This window comes from Methylobacterium sp. WL120, from assembly GCF_008039465.1.
GTDB classification, from domain to species: domain Bacteria; phylum Pseudomonadota; class Alphaproteobacteria; order Rhizobiales; family Beijerinckiaceae; genus Methylobacterium; species Methylobacterium cerastii.
On the sequence record NZ_VRUT01000049.1, the window covers coordinates 1 to 18,244 of the forward strand.

Sequence of the window (18,244 nt, forward strand, 5' to 3'; positions counted from 1 at the left end):
AGGTCGGCCGACGCGGTGACCTGGGTGCCGATCTCGGCGACCGACGCCGAGAGCTCCTCGGTCGCCGCCGCGGCCGGCAGCATCGCGCAGATCGTCGGGCTGATCTCGCAGATCGCCGACCAGACCAACCTGCTCGCCCTCAACGCCACCATCGAGGCGGCCCGCGCGGGCGAGGCCGGACGCGGCTTCGCGGTGGTGGCCCAGGAGGTGAAGTCGCTGGCCGGCCAGACCGCCCGGGCGACCGAGGAGATCACGACCAAGGTCGTCGAGATCAGCGCCTCCACCGACGCCTCGGTCCAGGCGATCACCGGGATCACCGACGTGATCCGCCGGCTGGCGCGGATCGGCGGCGACATCGCCGCCGCCGTCGAGGAGCAGGGCGCGGCGACCGGCGAGATCGCCCGCACCACCGCCCAGACCTCGGCCGGCACCCGCGCGGTCTCGGAGCATATCGGCGGCGTCAGCGAGGCGGCCGGCACCGCCAGCTCCGGCTCCGCCCAGGTGCTCGCGGCGGCGAGCGCCCTGTCGAGCCAGGCGGGCGACCTGCGCGGCGCCGTCGATCACTTCCTGGCCGGCGTGCGGGCGGCCTGAGGCCCGCCCGGCCCTGCTCGGAGCCGCCAAAGGAAAAGCCCGCCCCCTCGTCGAAGGGGGCGGGCTTTCTTCGTTTCGGGAGCCCGCGTCGGCGGCTACGGAACGTGGATCACCATCGCGGTGAAGGGATGCACGTAGGCCTGGAGCATCACCAGGCCGCCGACGAGGCAGGCCAGCGCGATCGAGTGCCAGAACACGAAGCGCAGGATCTTGCCCTCCTGGCCGAAATAGCCGGTGGCGGTGGAGGCGACGACGATCGACTGGGCGTCGATCATCTTGCCCATCACGCCGCCCGACGAGTTCGCCGAGGCCATGAGCACGCCCGAGAGCCCCAGCTGCTCCGAGGTGATCTTCTGGAGCCCGCCGAAGAGGACGTTCGACGCCGTGTCCGAGCCGGTCAGCGCGACGCCGAGCCAGCCGAGCAGGGTGCCGAAGAACGGGTAGAGGATGCCGGTTCCGGCGAAGGCTAGGCCGAGCGTCGCGTCGACGCCGGCGTAGCGGGTGAGCACGCCGAGCGCGAGCATCGCCGCGATGGTGACGAGCGAGTAGCGCAGCACCCAGATCGTCTCGACGTAGGCGGTGACGAGGCGCAGGGGCGAGAACCGCATGATCGCGCCGGAGATCAACGCCGCGATCAGCACGCCGGTGCCGGTGTAGGACATGTAGGTGAACAGGAAGACGGCGCCCTCCGGGTGGGCCTTGGCCACCACCGGCGGCACCTTCATGATCACGTTGTGCAGGCCCGGCACCTCGTACTTCCAGGTGAAGATCGGGTTCACGATGGCCTTGAACCAGCCGGTGCCCCAGATCGCCACGACCACCGACAGGATGACCCACGGCAGCCAGGCGAGCGCGATCTCCGACGACGAGGCGGTGCGGCCGGTGGAGACCGGCGCGCGCGGCAGGTCGGACGGGACGCCGGCGCCCAGCGCCACGGGCCGGGGCTCGCCGTAGCCGATCGACGGGTCGTTGCCGCGGAGCGCCGGCGAGGTCCAGATCGCGGCCGGCTTCCAGACCTTCAGGAACAGCACCAGCGCGCCCATCGCGGCGATCGAGGCGCCGATGTCGACGATCCACGGGTTGACGTAGTTCGAGATGCCGAACTGGGCCGCCGCGAAGGCGCCGCCGCAGATCAGGATCGCCGGCCAGACCTGGATCATGCCGCGGAAGCCCGCGAACACCCAGATCAGCCAGAACGGCACGATCAGCGAGAACACCGGCAGCTGGCGGCCGATCATCGCGCCCAGCACGTAGGGGTCGTAGCCCGTCACCGAGGCCAGGCCCTGGATTGGGGCGCCGAGCGCGCCGAAGGCCACCGGCGCGGTGTTGGCGATGAGCGAGAGGCCGGATGCGGCCAGCGGCGAGAAGCCGAGCCCGATCAGGATCGCGCCGGTGACCGCCACCGGCGTGCCGAACCCGCCCGCGCCCTCGAAGAAGGCGCCGAAGGCGAAGGCGACGAGCAGCAGCTGCAGCCGCCGGTCGCTGGTGATGCCGGCCACCGATTGCTGGAGGGTCGCGAACCACCCCTTCTCCACCGTCAGCCGGTAGAGGAAGATGACGTTGAGGATGATCCAGCCGATCGGGAAGAAGCCGGTCACCATCCCGAGCAGGGAGGCGCGGGTCGCGAGGCCCACCGGCATGCCGAAGGCGACGACGGCGATGGCGAAGGCCAGGATCAGGGCGAGGACGGCGGCGACGTGGGCCTTGACCCGGCCGCTGGCGATCATGGCGAGCAGCGCGATCACCGGCACGGAGGCGGCGAGCGTCGACAGCCACGGGTTGCCGAACGGATCGTAGACCTGATTCCAGGTTTGGACGGGTTCCACGGGCGTAGTCCTCCGATGGCCCGGGTTGATCCGCGGGCCGTTGGAGGCGGTGCTAGCAGAGCGGCGAATCCGGCTCAACGCCGAGAGATAATGTATTCAGAAGGTGTTGCGCGCCGGTTGCTCGTTCAGCGAGACCCTGTCGCCCGGGCGGCAGGACCCGGCCGCGCGCGAATGCGCGGCCGGTCCGTGTCAGACCAGCATCCCCATCGGGCTCTCGATCAGGCCCTTGAAGGCCGCGACAAGCTCGGCCCCGAGCGCCCCGTCGAGCACGCGGTGGTCGCAGGAGAGCGTCGCGGTCATCACCTGGGCGACGGCGGGGGCGCCGTCCTTGACCACGATCCGCTTCTCGCCGGCGCCGACCGCCAGGATCGAGGATTGCGGCGGGTTGATCACCGCGGTGAAGTGCTTGATCCCGAACATGCCGAGGTTCGACACCGAGGTGACGCCGCCCTGGTACTCCTCCGGCTTCAGCTTCTTGGCGCGGGCGCGAGCGGCGAAGTCCTTCATCTCGTTGGAGATGGTGGACAGCGTCTTCTCGTCGGCCCGGCGGATGACGGGCGTGAACAGGCCGCCGTCGATCGCCACCGCGACGCCGACCTCGGCGTGCTTGAAGCGCAGCACCCGGTCCTCGGCCCAGACCGCGTTGGCCATCGGCACCCGGGTCAGGGCGAGGCCCATCGCCTTGATGACGAAGTCGTTGACCGAGAGCTTGAACAGCGGCTTGCCGTCCTTGTCCTTGGCCGCGCTCTTGTTGAGCTGCTCGCGCAGCGCCATCAGCGCGTCGATCTCGCAATCGACGGTCAGGTAGAAGTGCGGCGCCACCTGCATCGCCTCGGTGAGGCGCTTGGCGATGGTCTTGCGCATGCCGTCGAGGGGCACTTCCTCGTAGCTGTCCTTGGCGTAGAAGCCGCGGACCTGGTCGGTAGTGAGGCCGGCGGCCCTGGTCGCGGGCGCCGCCTTCGGCGCTGCGGCCTCCGGCGCCTTCGCGGCCGCTTGCGGGGCCGCCGTGGGGGCCACCTTGCCGGTGCCGGCCGCCTTGGCTGCGCGCACGTCGCGCTCGATCACCCGGCCGCGCGGGCCCGAGCCCTGGACGGCGGAGAGGTCGATCCCCTCCTGCTTGGCGATGCGGCGGGCGAGCGGCGAGGCGAAGACGCGCTCGCCCGAGCCGCCCTGCGGGGCGGCGTCCGCCTTGGCGGCGGGCTGGGCCCCGTCCGGGGCCTCGTTCACCCGCGCGTAGGACATGTGCCCGCCGCCGGGCGTGGCGTTCTCGTTCGCCGACGACGCGTCGGCCTTGGGCGCCTCCGCGGGGGTGGCGGCAGGGGCCGAGCCGCCCGCCTGGACCCCGGCCGGATCCTCGCCGTCGATGGCGATCACCGCGATCAGGTCGTTGACCGGCACGTCCGCGGTGCCCTCGGGCACGACGATACGCGCGAGCACGCCCTCGTCGATCGCCTCGACCTCCATGGTCGCCTTGTCGGTCTCGATCTCGGCGAGCACGTCGCCTGACTTGATCGCGTCGCCCTCCTTCTTGAGCCACTTGGCGAGGTTGCCCTTCTCCATCGTCGGCGAGAGGGCGGGCATCAGGACGTTGACGGGCATGGCTTCAGGTCTCGTCCGTGGGCAGGGAGGGAGCGTCGGGTTCGGCGCGGGGTTCGGCGAAAGGGTCGGCCGAGGGGTCGGCCGAGGGGTCGGCGAAGGGAAACAGGTCGTCGAGCGGGAACGGAACCGCGTCGAAGGGCGGCAGGGCCACGGTCTCGCCGCGCGCCACCGTGCCGAGCAGCAGCCACTGGGAGCCGGCGAGCGCGAAGGCTTCGAGCACCCCGTCGGCAGGATCGAGCAGCCACAGGTGTCCGACGCCGGCCTCCGCGTAGATGCGGCGCTTCGGGCCGCGATCGAGCCGCGCGGTGGCCGGCGACAGGATCTCGCAGACCCAGTCCGGCGCCGTCTCGACGAAGGCGGTTTTGGGCTCGGCCGGCAACCGCTCGCGGCGCCAGCCGGCGAGGTCGGGGACCACCACCTGCACGCCGAGGTGGAGTTCGGGCTCGACCATGAAGATCCAGCCGCCCGGCCCGCCGCGCCCGCGGCCGAAGGGTGCGTTCAGCTCCGTGGCCAGGCCCACCGCCGCCATCGCATGGCGCGGCCGCGGCCGCGGATGCGTCTCCAGCGACCCGTCGACGATCTCGGCCACGCGATCGGCCGGAACGGCCTCCAGGTCGGCATAGGTGGCGACACGCAGTGCGGGCTCGGCCATGCGCTCGGGCCCCGCTAGTTCAGGCCGCCGGGATCGAGGCCCTCGGCCTCCCACCCCGCGCGGATGCGGTCGAACGCCTCCTCTTCCGACATGTCGGTTTCCAGGGCGTAGGCACGGGCCGCCTGCCGGGCGAGGTCGACCATCAGGCGGCCCCAGGTGGCGGGGTCGTCGAAGGACCGGCGCAGCGCCACGCTGACTGCCCCGTCGACCACGGCCGCGCGCAGCACCTCGATGCCGCCCTGTTCCAGGGCGTCGGGCGGGATCTCGAGGGCTTGGAAGGATTCACTCATACCACGTCATGACCCGTCGATCGGCCCGGTTCCGCCCTCAGGCGCGAAGGCGGATCGCATTCACCGGTAGCAGACGGCCTTGGCCGCCTCGACGACCTCGGCGACGTTGGGCAGCGCCAGCTTCTCGAGGTTGGCCGCGTAGGGCATCGGCACGTCCTTGCCGGTGACGCGCAGCACCGGCGCGTCGAGGTAGTCGAACGCGTCGACCATCAGGCGGGCCGAGATCTCGGCGCCGATGCCGCTCTGCGGGAAGCCCTCCTCCACCGTGACGCAGCGGCCGGTCTTCTTCACCGATTCGAGCACCGTCTCGGTGTCCATCGGGCGGATCGTGCGCAGGTCGATCACCTCGGCCTCGATGCCCTGGTCGGCCAGGATCTGCGCCGCCTTGAGGGCGTAGGTCATGCCGATGGCGAACGAGACGATGGTCACGTCCGTGCCGGCGCGATGGATGCGGGCCTTGCCGATCGGCAGCACGAAGTCGTCGAGCTTCGGCACCGGGAAGGTCTGGCCGTACAGGATCTCGTTCTCGAGGAAGATCACCGGGTTCGGGTCGCGGATCGCGGCCTTGAGCAGGCCCTTGGCGTCGGAGGCGGTGTAGGGCGCGATCACCTTCAGGCCGGGCACGTTCGAGTACCACGCCGAATAGTCGTGGCTGTGCTGGGCGCCGACGCGGGCTGCCGCGCCGTTGGGGCCGCGGAACACGATCGGGCAACCGAGCTGGCCGCCGGACATGTAGAGGGTCTTGGCCGCCGAGTTGATGATGTGGTCGATCGCCTGCATGGCGAAGTTGAAGGTCATGAACTCGACGATCGGCTTCAGGCCGGACAAGGCCGCGCCGACGCCGATGCCGGCGAAGCCGTGCTCGGTGATCGGGGTGTCGACCACGCGCCGCGCGCCGAATTCCTGCAGCAGGTTCTGCGTGACCTTGTAGGCGCCCTGGTACTCGGCGACCTCCTCGCCCATGACGAAGACGTCCTCGTCCCGGCGCATCTCCTCGGCCATGGCGTCGCGAAGCGCCTCGCGCACGGTCATGGTCACCATCTCGGTGCCGGCCGGGAACTCCTCCATCACCGGCGCGGCGGCCTTGTTGGTGATCACGGCGGGCGCGGCCGGCGCACGGGGCGCGTCGTCGCCGGTCTTGGCGGTGGGCGCCGGCGCCGGGGCGAGCCCTTCCGCCTGCATGTCCGGCGTCGGGGCGGGATGGCCCTCGGCCGGACCCTTCGGCTTTCCGCCGCCGCCCCCGGAGGCCGCGGCCGCCGCGACGTCCTCGCCCTCGCCGGCGATGATCGCGATCGGGGTGTTGACGGCGACGCCCTCGGTGCCCTCGGCGACCAGGATCTTGGCGAGCGTGCCCTCGTCGATCGCCTCGACCTCCATGGTCGCCTTGTCGGTCTCGATCTCGGCGAGCACGTCGCCCGACTTGATCGCGTCGCCCTCCTTCTTGAGCCATTTGGAGAGCTTGCCCTCCTCCATGGTCGGAGACAGGGCGGGCATCAGGATGTCGGTCGCCATGAAGGGTCTCTGATCGGTGAGGCGGGCGGGGCGGCCTTGAAGGGGGCGTCGGGGAGGCGGCGCGCCCTCAGGCGCGCGCGTCCAGCAGGATGTCGGTCCACAGCTCGGACGGATCCGGCTCGGGATCGTGGGTCGCGAACTCGGCGGCGTCGGCGACGGTCTCGCGGACCTTGGCGTCGGTGGCCTTCAGCTCGGCCTCGGCGACCCCGTGCAGCTCGATCAGGCGCTTGCGCACCATCTCGATCGGGTCGTGCTCGTCGCGCATCTTCGAGACCTCGTCCTTCGTCCGGTACTTCGCCGGATCGGACATCGAGTGGCCGCGATAGCGGTAGGTCTGCATCTCGAGGATGTAGGGGCCCGCGCCGGTGCGGGCGTGCTCGATCGCGCGCTGCGCCGCCTCGCGCACGGTCCGCACGTCCATGCCGTCGACCTGCTCGCCGGGGATGCCGAAGGAGATGCCGCGCCGCGAGAAGTCCGTCTGCGCCGAGGCGCGGGCGACCGAGGTGCCCATGGCGTAGCGGTTGTTCTCGATCACGTAGACCACGGGCAGCTTCCACAGCTGCGCCATGTTGAAGCTCTCGTAGACCTGGCCCTGGTTGGCCGCGCCGTCGCCCATGTAGGTCAGGCTGACCTTGCCGTTCTTGCGGTAGGCGTCGGCGAAGCCGAGGCCCGTGCCGAGGGAGACCTGCGCGCCGACGATGCCGTGCCCGCCGAAGAACTGCTTCTCGCGGCTGAACATGTGCATCGAGCCGCCCTTGCCGCGGCTGTAGCCGCCGCGGCGGCCGGTGAGCTCGGCCATCACGCCCTTCGGGTCCATGCCGCAGGCGAGCATGTGGCCGTGGTCGCGGTAGCCGGTGATCACCTGGTCGCCGTCGACCGAGGCCATCTGCATGCCGATGACGACCGCTTCCTGGCCGATGTAGAGGTGGCAGAAGCCACCGATCAGGCCCATGCCGTAGAGCTGCCCCGCCTTCTCCTCGAAGCGGCGGATCAGCAGCATCTGGTGATAGGCGTGGAGGTCTTCCTCGCGGGTGAATTGCGGCGCGTTGGGAGCGGGCTGGTGCTCGGCCGCCACGGCCTCCGGCGCCTCCGCGGCAGGGTTGGGCTGCCCCGCATCTTTCGCGGCATCCATCGGCGTGCTCCCGTGCTGGCGTCTCTTCCCTGTCGGTTTAGGACACGCGCCCCGGGAATGCGAGGGCCTACGCTCTGACAGGTTCCGGCCGTTGTCAGGCGCTTCGGAGCTTCGCGGGAAGGGCCGTTCGGGCTTCGAAGCGCCGTTCAGGGATCGATGACGACCACGTCGTTGGCGTGGACCCGGCCGAGGACCACGCGGGCGCGCTCCTCCAGCAGGTCGCGGTCGATCTGCTCGCTGCGCAGCAGCGCGACGCGGTGCTCCCAGGTCGCCCGCTCGGCCTTGGCGGCCGCGAGGTCCCGGGTCAGCCCGTAGGCCTGGATCTTGAGGGCGCGCTTGGCCTCCAGGCCGCGGTTGCCGTTCTCGGCCTGATACACGAAGTAGCCGACCACCAGCCCGGACAGGGTCCAGAGGCTGAGGGGCAACACGACCATTCTGACGCGGCGACGGACGACCATGCCGCGACCATCGGCGGCGAGGGTTAACAAAGCCTTTGCCGCGCCGCCCGATCGCGCGCTCGGCGGTGGACGGTGGCACACCTGCGGGTTGAACCGACCTCCGGAGTGCGGGAGGATCGGAACAAAGGTCGAACATCGATCCGCCTGCGATCGCGCTGCGGACGGATCGCTCAAACGGGACAGCGCAGTGACCGCCCCGGTGCGAAAAGTCATCCACGTCGACATGGACGCGTTCTACGCCTCCGTCGAGCAGCGCGACGACCCCGCCCTGCGCGGCCGGCCGGTGGCGGTCGGCGGCTCGCGCGAGCGCGGCGTGGTCGCGGCGGCGAGCTACGAGGCGCGGGTCTTCGGGGTGCGCTCGGCGATGCCCTCGGTGACCGCGCGCCGGCTCTGCCCGGACCTGGTGTTCGTGCGCCCGCGCTTCGAGGTCTACCGCGGCATCTCCGAGGAGATCCGCACGGTGTTCTCCGAGCACACGCCGGTGATCGAGCCGCTCTCCCTCGACGAGGCCTACCTCGACGTCACCGAGAACCTGCAGGGGCTGCCGACCGCCACCCTGGTCGCCCGCGCGATCCGTGCCGCGATCCGCGAACGCACCGGGCTCGTGGCCTCGGCCGGCGTCTCGTACAACAAGTTCCTGGCCAAGGTGGCCTCCGACTACCGCAAGCCCGACGCGCTGTTCGTGATCACCCCGGAGATGGGGCCGGCCTTCGTCGAGGATCTGGCCATCGGCCGCTTCCACGGCATCGGCCCGGTCACGGAGACGAAGATGCGCCGGCTGGGCATCCACACCGGCCGCGACCTCAAGGCCCGCTCGCTGGAGGAGCTGACCGCCATCCTCGGCAGCGCGGCGCCCTACTACCACGGGGTGGCGCGCGGCATCGACGAGCGCCCGGTGCGGGCGCACCGCATCCGCAAGTCGATCGGCGCCGAGAACACCTTCTCCGACGACAGCGCCGACCTCGACGTCCTCGCGGAGCGCCTCGCGCCGATCCTCGACAAGGTCGCGGGCGCCTGCGCCGCCAAGGGCCTGCGCGGCCGGACCGTGACGCTCAAGGTGAAGTTTTCGGACTTCGCGCAGGTGACCCGGGCGCGCTCGCTGGCCTCGCCCGTCGGCGACCGGGCGAGCCTGGAGGCGATCAGCCTCGGCCTGCTGCGCGACCTCTACCCGCTCCGGCGCAGCGTGCGGCTGCTCGGCGTCGCGCTCTCGGCCCTCGACCACGGCGAATCCCCGGAGCCGCTGCAGCTCGGCCTGGCGATCTGACGGCCCCCGCCGAGCCGCCGGGGGCGCAGTCATCGGGTCGCGGTCATCGGGTCGCGGGTCCTTCGCCGGCGCCCCGCCCTACCTGGGTGGAGAACGACAGCGACAGCAGGCAGCCATGACCGACGACCCCCGCGAAGCCGGAGCACGGCCCCCCTTCCCCGGCGACCAGCAGCAGGCGCGGCCGGGATTGTCTTCGCGGATGACCCCCGCCCCCGACCACGGCGAGCACAGCTACGTCGGCAAGGGCCTGCTGACCGATCGCGTCGCCCTGATCACCGGGGGCGATTCCGGGATCGGCCGGGCGGTGGCGATCGCCTACGCCCGCGAGGGCGCCGACGTGGCGATCTCGTACCTGCCCGTCGAGCAGACGGACGCCGAGGAGACGAAGGCCTGGGTCGAGCGGGCCGGCCGCCGCGCCCTGCTGCTGCCGGGGGACCTGCGCGAGGAGGCCCATTGCCGCGACCTCGTCGCGCGCACGGTCGCCGAATTCGGGCGCCTCGACATCCTGGTCAACAACGCCGCCGCGCAGACCGTCAACGACGGGCTCGACGACGTGACGGCGAAGGACCTCGAAGGCTCGTTCCGCGCCAACGTCTTCGCCATGTACTACCTGTGCCAGGCGGCGGTGCCGCACATGAAGCCCGGCTCGGCGATCGTGAACTCCACGAGCCAGCAGGCCAAGGTCGCCGACAAGACCATGCTGATCTACGCCGCGACCAAGGGGGCGATCGCCAGCCTGACGATCGGGCTGTCGAACCTGCTGGCGCCCAAGGGCATCCGGGTGAACTGCGTCGCGCCCGGCCCGGTCTGGACGCCGATCCAGCCGATCGTGAAGAGCCCGGAGCAGATCGCGTCGCTGGGGTCCGAGACGCCGCTCGGCCGCGCCGGCCAGCCGGCCGAGCTGGCCCCGGCCTACGTGCTGCTGGCGTCGCGCGAGGGCAGCTACATGTCCGGCGCGCTCGTGCCCGTCACCGGCGGCACGCCGATGTACTGAGCCGCGACCCCGCCGACCGGAACGGTCCGCGGCGCCTGCGATTGACGGCGGAACCCCCCAAGGGGCCGAACTGAGGGGCCGAACCGCCCTGCCACAGGAGCCGGAACCATGTCGAAGACCATCGCCGCCACGTTCGAGACCCGCCGCGACGCCGAGATGGCGGTCGAGCACCTCGTCCAGGAGCACAAGATCGACCGCAAGGCCGTGACCATCGCGCCGGTCTCGGACGAGAACAGCGCCGGCACCGAGACCGCCGGCGCCGACATCGAGGACGGCCGCGTCGCGAAGACCCACACCGACGGCGAGCCCAAGCTCGCCGGCCGCCTCAAGGTCTCGGCCGACGTCGACCCGTCGCTCGCCGACAAGGTCGAGACCTCGTTTGCGACCTACGGCGGCAAGGCCGCCTGAGCCGGCACGCCGCACGACGCCGTCCCGCGATCCAACGGGCGACCGCTTTATCCGGGAAGGCGCGGGGCCCCCTCTCCCCGCGGACGGGGAGAGGCCCGCACGGACCTCGCCGTCCGTGCGGGAAGCGAAGGCGAAGCCGAAGCGGCGGTGAGGGGGGGCTTCCAGACGAGCCTCGTCCGTTCGAGCCGCCTCGCTTCGCCGACGACGAGGTCGGCAAAGCCCTCTCCCCGCAGGCGGGGCGAGGGGATGCGCGCCGACCGTTCAGCCGGAAGCGGAGACGCGTGGGCACGACGGCTCGCCGCACCCCTGCCCCGGCTGGGCCGCTCAGGCGGCCCAGACCTGGCGGTACAGCGTCGCGATGGCCTCGATCTCCGGCACGACCGGGTTGTTGCCCGGCGAGCCCGAGGCCAGCGCCTGCGCCGCCATGGTCGGGATCAGCCCGTTCCACCTTGTCTCGTCGATGCCGTAATCGCCCGGCGTCGGCACCTGCAGGTCGTCGTTGAGGTTCTGCAGCTCGGCGATCAGGCGCGAGACCGCGCGCGCGTCGTCGTCGGTCTCGCGCGCCACGCCCATCGCCCGGGCGCAGGCGGCGTAGCGGCCGGGCGAGCCGGGCGCCGAGAACGCGGTGACGGCCGGCAGCAGCATCGCGTTCGAGAGCCCGTGCGGCACGTGGAAATGCGCGCCGATCGGCCGGCTCATCCCGTGCACGAGGGCCACCGAGCTGTTCGAGAACGCGATCCCCGCCTGGGTCGCGCCGAACATCATCGCCTCGCGCGCACCGCGGTCGCCCGGATCGGTCCAGACCCGACGCAGGTTCGGTGCGATCGCCCGCATCGCGGCGAGTGCGAACCCGTCCGAGAAGGGGTTGGACTTGCGCGAGACGTAGGCCTCGATCGCGTGCGTCAGCGCGTCGATGCCGGTGTCGGCGGTGAGCCGGGCGGGCTTGCTCAGGGTCAGCTCGTAGTCGACGAGCGCGGCGACCGGCAGGTAGGCGAGGCCGGCGCAGAGCATCTTCTCGTCGGTGGCCTCGTCGGTGACGATGGTGAAGCGCGTCGCCTCCGAGCCGGTGCCGGCGGTGGTGGGGATCGCCAGGATCGGCAGGCCGGGCGCCTCCTGGCTGTGCGGCGCCTTGTAGTCGCGCATGTGCCCGCCGTGGCGGGCCAGCACCGCGACCGCCTTGGCCGTGTCCATCGGGCTGCCGCCGCCGAAGCCGACGACGCAATCGTGGTCGCCGGCCTTGAGCGCCGCGAGGGCCGCCTCCACCGAGGCGACCGTCGGGTCCGGGACGGTCTGCGAGAACAGCCCGGCCTGGATGCCGGCCGCCGCCAGCCGCTCGACGAGCCGCCCGGCCCGGCCGCTGTCGGCGAGGTAGGGATCGGTGACGACGAACGGCCGCGACAGCCCGAGCTGCCCCAGGACCTCCGGCAACAGCCCGCACGCGCCGGCTCCGATCCGCATCAGCCGCGGCAGGGCGATGGCGCTGATCATGGCGTTGGATCCGTCTTCTCGAGGGACGCGGGCGGCGCGGGGGCGCGCGATTGAACCCATCATACGCAAGGCAGGCTAGCGGTTGCGCGGGCGCCAGGACAAGCCCGTTCGGAACGGCCGGCGCGACATCCGGCCCGCCTTATCCCGCCCGCGAGAACAGCGCCTGCGCCGCCTCGACCGCCCCGACGATGAACGCCGCCACCTCGCGGATGTGGGCGGCCTGCCGGTGGTCCTCGTGGATGTGCATGTGGAAGGCCCGCGTCAGCGACAGCGCGTCCGGCAGCACCGGCACGAGCCCCGGATGGGCGGCGGCGATGAAGCCCGGCACGATGCACAGCCCCGCGCCGGCCAGCGTCGCGTGGACCTGGGCGAGGAGGTTCGTCGAGCGCAGCCGCGCCGAGGCGCCCGGCCCGATCACGTTGAGGTAGTTGAGTTCGCGGGCAAACAGCATGTCCTCGATGTAGCTGACGAACGGATGCCGCCCGAGGTCGGCCACCGTCCGGATCGGCTCGGCCGCGTCGAGGTAGGCTTTCGACCCGTAGACGAAGAGCCGGTAGTCGGTGAGCCGGCGCGTCACCACCCGCGCCTGCTGCGGCGCCGACAGGCTGACGACGATGTCGGCCTCGCGCTTCGACAGGCTGAAGATCCGCGCGGTCGCCATGATCTCGACCTCGAGCCCCGGATGGGCTTGCGTCAGCCGGTGCATGCGCGGGGCGAGGAACACGCTGCCGAACCCGTCCGGCGCGCCGATCCGCACCGTGCCCGAGACGCTCCGCCCCGTCCCGCCGGAAGCCGACCCCGAGACGAAGGCGCTCTCCATCGCCTCCGCCGTCCCGAGCAGCGCTTCGCCGGCTTCCGTGAGCGCGTAGCCGAGGTTGCTCTTGTGGAACAGCCGCCGGTCGAGCCCCTCCTCCAGCGCCAGGATGCGCCTTGCCACCGTGGTGTGCTCGGTGCCGGTCTGCACCGCTGCGGCCGTCAGCGTGCCGGTGCGGGCGACGGCGAGGAAGTAGCGCAGGTCGTCCCAGTTGCGGGTCCGCTTGAGGCTCACGGGCGGGGTCCGATCCGGCTGCGTTGTGCATCGATGCACACCGGCTGCGAGCAGGTCCAGCTTTATCGCCCGATCGACGCTGCTATGGTCCGTCCAAAATCCGGTCGCGTTCGCGCAAGCCGGTCCTGAGGAAACGAAGCTAAGGAGAGGCGCGCATGCGCACGATCGGGCATTTCATCGGCGGCAAGGCCGTCGAGGGCACCAGCGGCCGGTTCGCGGACGTGTTCCTTCCCTCCACCGGCGAGGTCCAGGCCCGCGTCGCGCTGGCGAGCCGCGCCGAGCTTCGCGCGGCGGTCGAGAACGCCCGCGACGCGCAAGAGGCCTGGGCGGCCACCAACCCGCAGAAGCGCGCCCGCGTGATGATGCGCTTCCTCGAGCTGATCCGCGCCGAGATGGAGCCGCTGGCCGAGCTGCTGGCCTCCGAGCACGGCAAGACGGTGCCCGACGCCAAGGGCGACATCCAGCGCGGCGTCGAGGTGGTCGAGTTCGCCTGCGGCATCCCGCACCTGCTGAAGGGCGAGTACACCGAGGGCGCCGGCCCCGGCATCGACGTCTACTCCCTGCGCCAGCCGCTGGGGGTCGTGGCCGGCATCACGCCGTTCAACTTCCCCGCCATGATCCCGCTGTGGAAGTGCGCGCCGGCCATCGCCTGCGGCAACGCCTTCATCCTCAAGCCGTCCGAGCGTGACCCCGGCGTGCCGATGCGCATCGCCGAGATCTTCCTGGAGGCGGGCCTGCCGCCGGGCATCCTCAACGTCGTCAACGGCGACAAGGAGGCGGTCGACGCCATCCTCGACGACGAGGACATCAAGGCGGTGGGCTTCGTCGGCTCCTCGCAGATCGCCGAGTACATCTACGTCCGCTCCGCCCAGACGGGGAAGCGCGCCCAGTGCTTCGGCGGCGCCAAGAACCACATGATCATCATGCCGGACGCCGACATGGGCCAGGCCGTCGATGCGCTGATCGGCGCCGGCTACGGCTCGGCCGGCGAGCGCTGCATGGCGATCTCGGTCGCCGTGCCCGTGGGCGAGGGCACCGCCGACCGGCTGATGGAGCGGCTGATCCCGCGGGTGGAGAGCCTGAAGATCGGCCCCTCGCACGATGGCTCGGCCGATTACGGCCCGATGGTCACCGCCGAGGCGGTGGCGCGGGTGAAGGGCTACATCGAGACCGGCCTCAAGGAAGGCGCCGAGCTCGCCGTCGACGGCCGCGGCTTCACCCTGCAGGGCTACGAGAACGGTTTCTACATGGGCGGCTGCCTGTTCGACCGCGTGACGCCGGACATGACGATCTACAAGGAAGAGATCTTCGGGCCGGTGCTCTCGGTGGTGCGGGCGCGTGACTACGAGGAGGCGCTGGCCCTGCCCTCGACCCACCAGTACGGCAACGGCGTCGCGATCTTCACCCAGGACGGCGACGCGGCGCGCGACTTCACCGCCAGGGTCAACGTCGGCATGGTCGGCGTCAACGTGCCGATCCCGGTGCCGATCGCCTACCACACCTTCGGCGGCTGGAAGCGCTCGGGCTTCGGCGACCTGAACCAGCACGGGCCGGACTCGATCCGCTTCTACACCAAGACCAAGACCGTGACCCAGCGCTGGCCCTCGGGCATCAAGAGCGGCGCGGAGTTCTCGATCCCGACGATGCGCTGAACCACGACACGCCCCCTCTCCCATAGGGAGAGGGGACCCGCGCCTCATCTGCCGGGCGCGGGGCTGCAGCAGCGGCACGACGAAAGGCCACCCGATGACGTTCGGCCTCACTGAAGACCAAGTCGCCATCCGGGAGATGGCCCAAGACTTCGCGCGCGAGCACATCGCCCCGCACGCCCTCGATTGGGACGCGCGCAAGCACTTCCCCGTCGAGACTTTTCGCGCGGCGGCGGCCCTCGGCATGGCCGCGATCACCATCCGCGAGGATGTCGGCGGGTCGGGTCTGAGCCGCGTCGACGCCAGCCTGATCTTCGAGGCGTTGGGCCAGGGCTGCCCGACGGTGGCGGCCTTCCTCTCGATCCACAATTTGTCCTCCTGGATCATCGACGCCTTCGGCAGCGAGGCGCAGCGCCGGCGCTGGCTGCCGTCGCTGACCCGGATGGACACGATCGCCAGCTACTGCCTGACGGAGGCCGGCTCGGGGTCGGACGCCGCTGCGCTCCGCACCCGCGCGGTGCGCGACGGCGACGACTACGTCCTGACCGGCGAGAAGCAGTTCATCTCGGGCGCCGGCGCCAGCGACCTCTACCTCGTCATGGCCCGCACCGGGGGCGAAGGCGCCAAAGGCGTCTCGGCGATCCTGGTCGAGAAGGGCACGCCCGGCCTCTCCTTCGGCGCCGACGAGCGCAAGATGGGCTGGAACGCCCAGCCGACCCGTGCCGTGCGCTTCGACCAGTGCCGCGTGCCCGCCGAGAACCGCCTCGGCGCCGAGGGCGAGGGCTTCCGCTTCGCCATGGCCGGGCTCGACGGCGGGCGCCTCAACATCGCCGCCTGCGCGCTCGGCGGCGCGCAGGCGGCGCTGGACCGCACCCTCGCCTACCTGCAAGACCGCCGCGCGTTCGGCCAAAAACTCTCGGACTTCCAGGCGCTGCAGTTTCGCCTCGCCGACATGGCGACCGAACTCGAGGTCGCCCGCGCGTTCCTGCGCCATGCGGCCGCCGCCCTCGACGCCAAGGCGCCGGAGGCGACCAAGCTCTGCGCCATGGCCAAGCGCCACGTGACGGACGCCGCCTTCCACGTCGCCAACGAGGCGCTCCAGCTCCACGGCGGCTACGGGTATCTCGCCGAGTACGGCATCGAGAAGATCGTCCGCGACCTGCGCGTCCACCAGATCCTGGAAGGCACCAACGAGATCATGCGGGTGATCATCGCCCGCGCGCTGCTCGGGGGGCGCTGATGTCGGACGTCCTCATCGAGCGGGCCGGCGCCCTCGGGCGCATCCGCCTCAACCGGCCGAAGGCGCTGAACGCGCTGACCCACGGCATGGTCGGCGCGATCGACGCGGCTCTCGACCGGTTCGGCGCCGACCCGGGCGTCGCCGCGATCCTGCTCACCGGCGAGGGCGCGCGCGGCCTCTGCGCCGGCGGCGACCTGCGCTCGCTCTACGAGAGCGCGGGTCCAGGCTTCGCCGAGGACTTCTGGCGCGACGAGTACCGCCTCGACGCCCGCATCGCGCGGCTCGAAAAGCCGTTCGTGGCGATCATGGACGGGATCACCATGGGCGGCGGCGTCGGGCTGGCGGGCCATGCCCGCCACCGCGTCGTCACCGAGCGCTCGCGCATCGCCATGCCGGAGACCGGCATCGGCTACCTGCCCGACGTCGGCGGCACCTGGCTGCTGCCCCGCGCGCCCGGCGAAATCGGGACCTATCTCGGGCTGACCGGGGCACAGATGGGGGCCGCCGACGCGATCTTCGCGGGCTTCGCCGACGCCCTCGTGCCGGCCGCGGCCCTGCCCGGCCTGGTCGACGCGCTCGCCGCCCTCCCCCAAGGGACAAAACAAGAGGCCGGACATGCCGCCGTCCGGGCGGCGATCGACGCGCGCGCCGTCACGCCGGAGCCGGCCCCGCTCGCGGAGGCGCGGGCGGTGATCGACCGGTGCTTCGCGCACGACCGCGTCGCGGACATCCTGGCGGCGCTCGCAGCCGACGGGTCCGAGTTCGCGACGCGGACGCGCACGACGCTGCTGGAGAAATCCCCGTCGAGCCTCGTGCTGACGCTGCGTCTGCTGCGTCTGGGCCGCACGTCCGCACGGCTGGAGGACTGCCTGGAACGCGAGTTCCACGCCTCGCTGGCGCTGCTGGCCGAGGGCGATTTTCGCGAGGGCATCCGCGCCGCCGTGATCGACAAGGACAAGACGCCGCGCTGGTCGCCGACGACGCTCGATGCGGTCGACCTCGAACGGATCGAGGCCTGGCTGGCCCCTCGGGCGGCCCCGGTCTTTCCGGTGCCGGCCGACGCTTCCCGCCCAGCCCCCGCATCCCGAGGCGCCCGCTGACGCGGCACCTCGGGATGCGGGCGGAGGATGGGGGCCACGAAACAAGATGCGCCGCGGAGCGCCGCGCGCGAGACACGACCGGAGGAGCCATGACCACGACGCCCCAAACCATCGCCTTCGTCGGGCTCGGCAACATGGGCGGCCCGATGGCGGCCAACCTCGTCCGGGCCGGGCATTCGGTGCGCGGGTTCGACCTCGCCCCGGCCTCGCTGGAGATCGCGAAGGCCGAGGGGATCGGGATCGTCGGCTCAGTCCTGGAGGCCGTGGAGGGCGCGGCCGTGGTGGTGACGATGCTGCCGGCCGGGCGGCACGTGATCGAGGTCTGGTCGCAGGTCGTCGAGGCGGTTCCCGCTGGCACGCTCCTGATCGATTCCTCGACGGTGGACGTCGCGAGCGCCCGCCAGGCCCACGCGCTCGCCGAGGCGCGCGGCTGCTGGGGCGTCGACGCGCCGGTCTCGGGCGGCACCGGCGGCGCCAAGGCCGGGACGCTGACCTTCATGGCCGGCGGCGCGGAGGAGGCCTTCGCCGCCGCCGAGCCGATCCTGAGGCGCATGGGCAAGAGCGTGTTCCATTGCGGCGCGGCGGGCGCCGGCCAGGCCGCCAAGATCTGCAACAACATGATCCTCGGCATCTCGATGATCGGCGTGTGCGAGGCCTTCGCGCTCGGCGAGAAGCTCGGGCTCTCCCAGCAGGCGCTGTTCGACGTGGCCTCGGTCTCGTCCGGGCAGTGCTGGTCGCTCACCACCTATTGCCCGGTGCCGGGACCGGTGCCGACCTCGCCCGCCAACACCGGCTACCGGCCGGGCTTCGCCGCCGCCCTGATGCTGAAGGACCTGCGGCTCGCCCAGGAAGCCGCGGCGGCCGCCGGCGCCGCGACGCCGCTCGGCGCCGAGGCAGAGCGCCTCTACGCGACGTTCGGCGAGGCCGGCCATGGCGGCGAGGACTTCTCGGCGATCATCCGGATGCTGCGCGGACCGAGCGAGGAGGCCTGAC

The 18,244-nt window shown here is 71.7% G+C and carries 17 protein-coding genes; 8 read left to right on the forward strand and 9 right to left on the reverse strand.

Annotation, left to right across the window (positions count from 1 at the left end):
* The coding region (locus FV229_RS11400; RefSeq protein ID WP_246688148.1) for a methyl-accepting chemotaxis protein at nucleotides 1–591 on the forward strand (591 nt) is incomplete at its 5' end.
* 95 nt (nucleotides 592–686) lie between these two features.
* Here the strand turns inward: FV229_RS11400 and FV229_RS11405 are convergent.
* The 7 genes from FV229_RS11405 to FV229_RS11435 all read right to left on the reverse strand — a co-directional run bounded on the left by FV229_RS11405 (nucleotide 687) and on the right by FV229_RS11435 (nucleotide 8,060).
* Nucleotides 687–2,417, reverse strand: coding sequence for an L-lactate permease (locus FV229_RS11405; RefSeq protein WP_147752087.1), 1,731 nt, complete (start codon nucleotides 2,415–2,417; stop codon nucleotides 687–689).
* Nucleotides 2,418–2,606: 189 nt separating this feature from the next.
* On the reverse strand, nucleotides 2,607–4,016 hold the full coding sequence (locus tag FV229_RS11410) for a pyruvate dehydrogenase complex dihydrolipoamide acetyltransferase (protein WP_147752088.1): 1,410 nt from the start codon (nucleotides 4,014–4,016) through the stop codon (nucleotides 2,607–2,609).
* Nucleotides 4,017–4,020: 4 nt separating this feature from the next.
* Nucleotides 4,021–4,668, reverse strand: coding sequence for a Uma2 family endonuclease (locus FV229_RS11415; protein WP_147752089.1), 648 nt, complete (start codon nucleotides 4,666–4,668; stop codon nucleotides 4,021–4,023).
* 14 nt (nucleotides 4,669–4,682) lie between these two features.
* Nucleotides 4,683–4,958: a DUF5076 domain-containing protein gene (locus FV229_RS11420; RefSeq protein ID WP_147752090.1), complete on the reverse strand. Its 276-nt coding sequence runs from the start codon at nucleotides 4,956–4,958 to the stop codon at nucleotides 4,683–4,685.
* A gap of 60 nt (nucleotides 4,959–5,018) precedes the next feature.
* Nucleotides 5,019–6,470 (reverse strand): pyruvate dehydrogenase complex E1 component subunit beta, encoded by a 1,452-nt coding sequence (locus tag FV229_RS11425; protein ID WP_147752091.1) that lies wholly within the window; start codon nucleotides 6,468–6,470, stop codon nucleotides 5,019–5,021.
* A gap of 67 nt (nucleotides 6,471–6,537) precedes the next feature.
* Complete coding sequence (gene pdhA / locus FV229_RS11430; protein WP_147752092.1) at nucleotides 6,538–7,602, reverse strand: pyruvate dehydrogenase (acetyl-transferring) E1 component subunit alpha; 1,065 nt, start codon at nucleotides 7,600–7,602, stop codon at nucleotides 6,538–6,540.
* A gap of 146 nt (nucleotides 7,603–7,748) precedes the next feature.
* Nucleotides 7,749–8,060 carry a septum formation initiator family protein gene (locus FV229_RS11435; RefSeq protein ID WP_147752093.1) on the reverse strand — a complete coding sequence of 104 codons (312 nt, stop codon included), beginning with the start codon at nucleotides 8,058–8,060 and terminating at the stop codon, nucleotides 7,749–7,751.
* 223 nt (nucleotides 8,061–8,283) lie between these two features.
* Between FV229_RS11435 and dinB the strand changes: the two genes are divergently transcribed.
* The 3 genes from dinB (at nucleotide 8,284) to FV229_RS11450 (ending at nucleotide 10,726) form a co-directional block, all read left to right on the forward strand.
* Nucleotides 8,284–9,324: a DNA polymerase IV gene (dinB, locus tag FV229_RS11440; RefSeq protein ID WP_238272823.1), complete on the forward strand. Its 1,041-nt coding sequence runs from the start codon at nucleotides 8,284–8,286 to the stop codon at nucleotides 9,322–9,324.
* Between the two features lie 115 nt (nucleotides 9,325–9,439).
* Nucleotides 9,440–10,318 (forward strand): SDR family oxidoreductase, encoded by an 879-nt coding sequence (locus FV229_RS11445; RefSeq protein ID WP_147752095.1) that lies wholly within the window; start codon nucleotides 9,440–9,442, stop codon nucleotides 10,316–10,318.
* A 108-nt stretch (nucleotides 10,319–10,426) separates the two neighbouring features.
* Complete coding sequence (locus tag FV229_RS11450) at nucleotides 10,427–10,726, forward strand: hypothetical protein (RefSeq protein ID WP_147752096.1); 300 nt, start codon at nucleotides 10,427–10,429, stop codon at nucleotides 10,724–10,726.
* A 324-nt stretch (nucleotides 10,727–11,050) separates the two neighbouring features.
* Here the strand turns inward: FV229_RS11450 and FV229_RS11455 are convergent, their stop codons facing one another.
* The gene (locus FV229_RS11455) at nucleotides 11,051–12,214 is read right to left on the reverse strand and encodes an iron-containing alcohol dehydrogenase (RefSeq protein ID WP_147752097.1); all 1,164 of its coding nucleotides are present in this window, start codon (nucleotides 12,212–12,214) and stop codon (nucleotides 11,051–11,053) included.
* Nucleotides 12,215–12,353: 139 nt separating this feature from the next.
* The gene (locus FV229_RS11460) at nucleotides 12,354–13,262 is read right to left on the reverse strand and encodes a LysR family transcriptional regulator (RefSeq protein WP_147752098.1); all 909 of its coding nucleotides are present in this window, start codon (nucleotides 13,260–13,262) and stop codon (nucleotides 12,354–12,356) included.
* A gap of 155 nt (nucleotides 13,263–13,417) precedes the next feature.
* On the opposite strand from FV229_RS11460, the gene FV229_RS11465 reads away from it, so the two are divergent.
* The 4 genes from FV229_RS11465 to mmsB all read left to right on the forward strand — a co-directional run bounded on the left by FV229_RS11465 (nucleotide 13,418) and on the right by mmsB (nucleotide 18,243).
* Nucleotides 13,418–14,914 carry a CoA-acylating methylmalonate-semialdehyde dehydrogenase gene (locus FV229_RS11465; protein ID WP_147752099.1) on the forward strand — a complete coding sequence of 499 codons (1,497 nt, stop codon included), beginning with the start codon at nucleotides 13,418–13,420 and terminating at the stop codon, nucleotides 14,912–14,914.
* A 94-nt stretch (nucleotides 14,915–15,008) separates the two neighbouring features.
* Nucleotides 15,009–16,151, forward strand: a complete 1,143-nt coding sequence (locus FV229_RS11470) for an acyl-CoA dehydrogenase family protein (protein ID WP_147752100.1) — start codon at nucleotides 15,009–15,011, stop codon at nucleotides 16,149–16,151.
* Nucleotides 16,151–17,251, forward strand: coding sequence for an enoyl-CoA hydratase/isomerase family protein (locus FV229_RS11475; RefSeq protein ID WP_147752101.1), 1,101 nt, complete (start codon nucleotides 16,151–16,153; stop codon nucleotides 17,249–17,251). Before FV229_RS11470 ends, FV229_RS11475 begins: the two co-directional genes overlap by 1 nt.
* A gap of 89 nt (nucleotides 17,252–17,340) precedes the next feature.
* Nucleotides 17,341–18,243: a 3-hydroxyisobutyrate dehydrogenase gene (gene mmsB / locus FV229_RS11480; protein ID WP_147752102.1), complete on the forward strand. Its 903-nt coding sequence runs from the start codon at nucleotides 17,341–17,343 to the stop codon at nucleotides 18,241–18,243.
* Nucleotide 18,244 lies beyond the last annotated feature (1 nt).

What these genes read in the sequence shown, in the direction of transcription:
- FV229_RS11420 (WP_147752090.1), bottom strand. Translation starts at nt 4,958, where the DNA reads ATGAGTGAATCCTTCCAAGCCCTCGAGATCCCGCCCGACGCCCTGGAA.
- dinB (WP_238272823.1), top strand. Translation starts at nt 8,284, where the DNA reads ATGGACGCGTTCTACGCCTCCGTCGAGCAGCGCGACGACCCCGCCCTG.
- FV229_RS11450 (WP_147752096.1), top strand. Translation starts at nt 10,427, where the DNA reads ATGTCGAAGACCATCGCCGCCACGTTCGAGACCCGCCGCGACGCCGAG.
- FV229_RS11475 (WP_147752101.1), top strand. Translation starts at nt 16,151, where the DNA reads ATGTCGGACGTCCTCATCGAGCGGGCCGGCGCCCTCGGGCGCATCCGC.
- FV229_RS11435 (WP_147752093.1), bottom strand. Translation starts at nt 8,060, where the DNA reads ATGGTCGTCCGTCGCCGCGTCAGAATGGTCGTGTTGCCCCTCAGCCTC.
- FV229_RS11455 (WP_147752097.1), bottom strand. Translation starts at nt 12,214, where the DNA reads ATGATCAGCGCCATCGCCCTGCCGCGGCTGATGCGGATCGGAGCCGGC.
- FV229_RS11445 (WP_147752095.1), top strand. Translation starts at nt 9,440, where the DNA reads ATGACCGACGACCCCCGCGAAGCCGGAGCACGGCCCCCCTTCCCCGGC.
- pdhA (WP_147752092.1), bottom strand. Translation starts at nt 7,602, where the DNA reads ATGGATGCCGCGAAAGATGCGGGGCAGCCCAACCCTGCCGCGGAGGCG.
- FV229_RS11415 (WP_147752089.1), bottom strand. Translation starts at nt 4,668, where the DNA reads ATGGCCGAGCCCGCACTGCGTGTCGCCACCTATGCCGACCTGGAGGCC.
- FV229_RS11425 (WP_147752091.1), bottom strand. Translation starts at nt 6,470, where the DNA reads ATGGCGACCGACATCCTGATGCCCGCCCTGTCTCCGACCATGGAGGAG.
- FV229_RS11465 (WP_147752099.1), top strand. Translation starts at nt 13,418, where the DNA reads ATGCGCACGATCGGGCATTTCATCGGCGGCAAGGCCGTCGAGGGCACC.
- mmsB (WP_147752102.1), top strand. Translation starts at nt 17,341, where the DNA reads ATGACCACGACGCCCCAAACCATCGCCTTCGTCGGGCTCGGCAACATG.
- FV229_RS11410 (WP_147752088.1), bottom strand. Translation starts at nt 4,016, where the DNA reads ATGCCCGTCAACGTCCTGATGCCCGCCCTCTCGCCGACGATGGAGAAG.
- FV229_RS11470 (WP_147752100.1), top strand. Translation starts at nt 15,009, where the DNA reads ATGACGTTCGGCCTCACTGAAGACCAAGTCGCCATCCGGGAGATGGCC.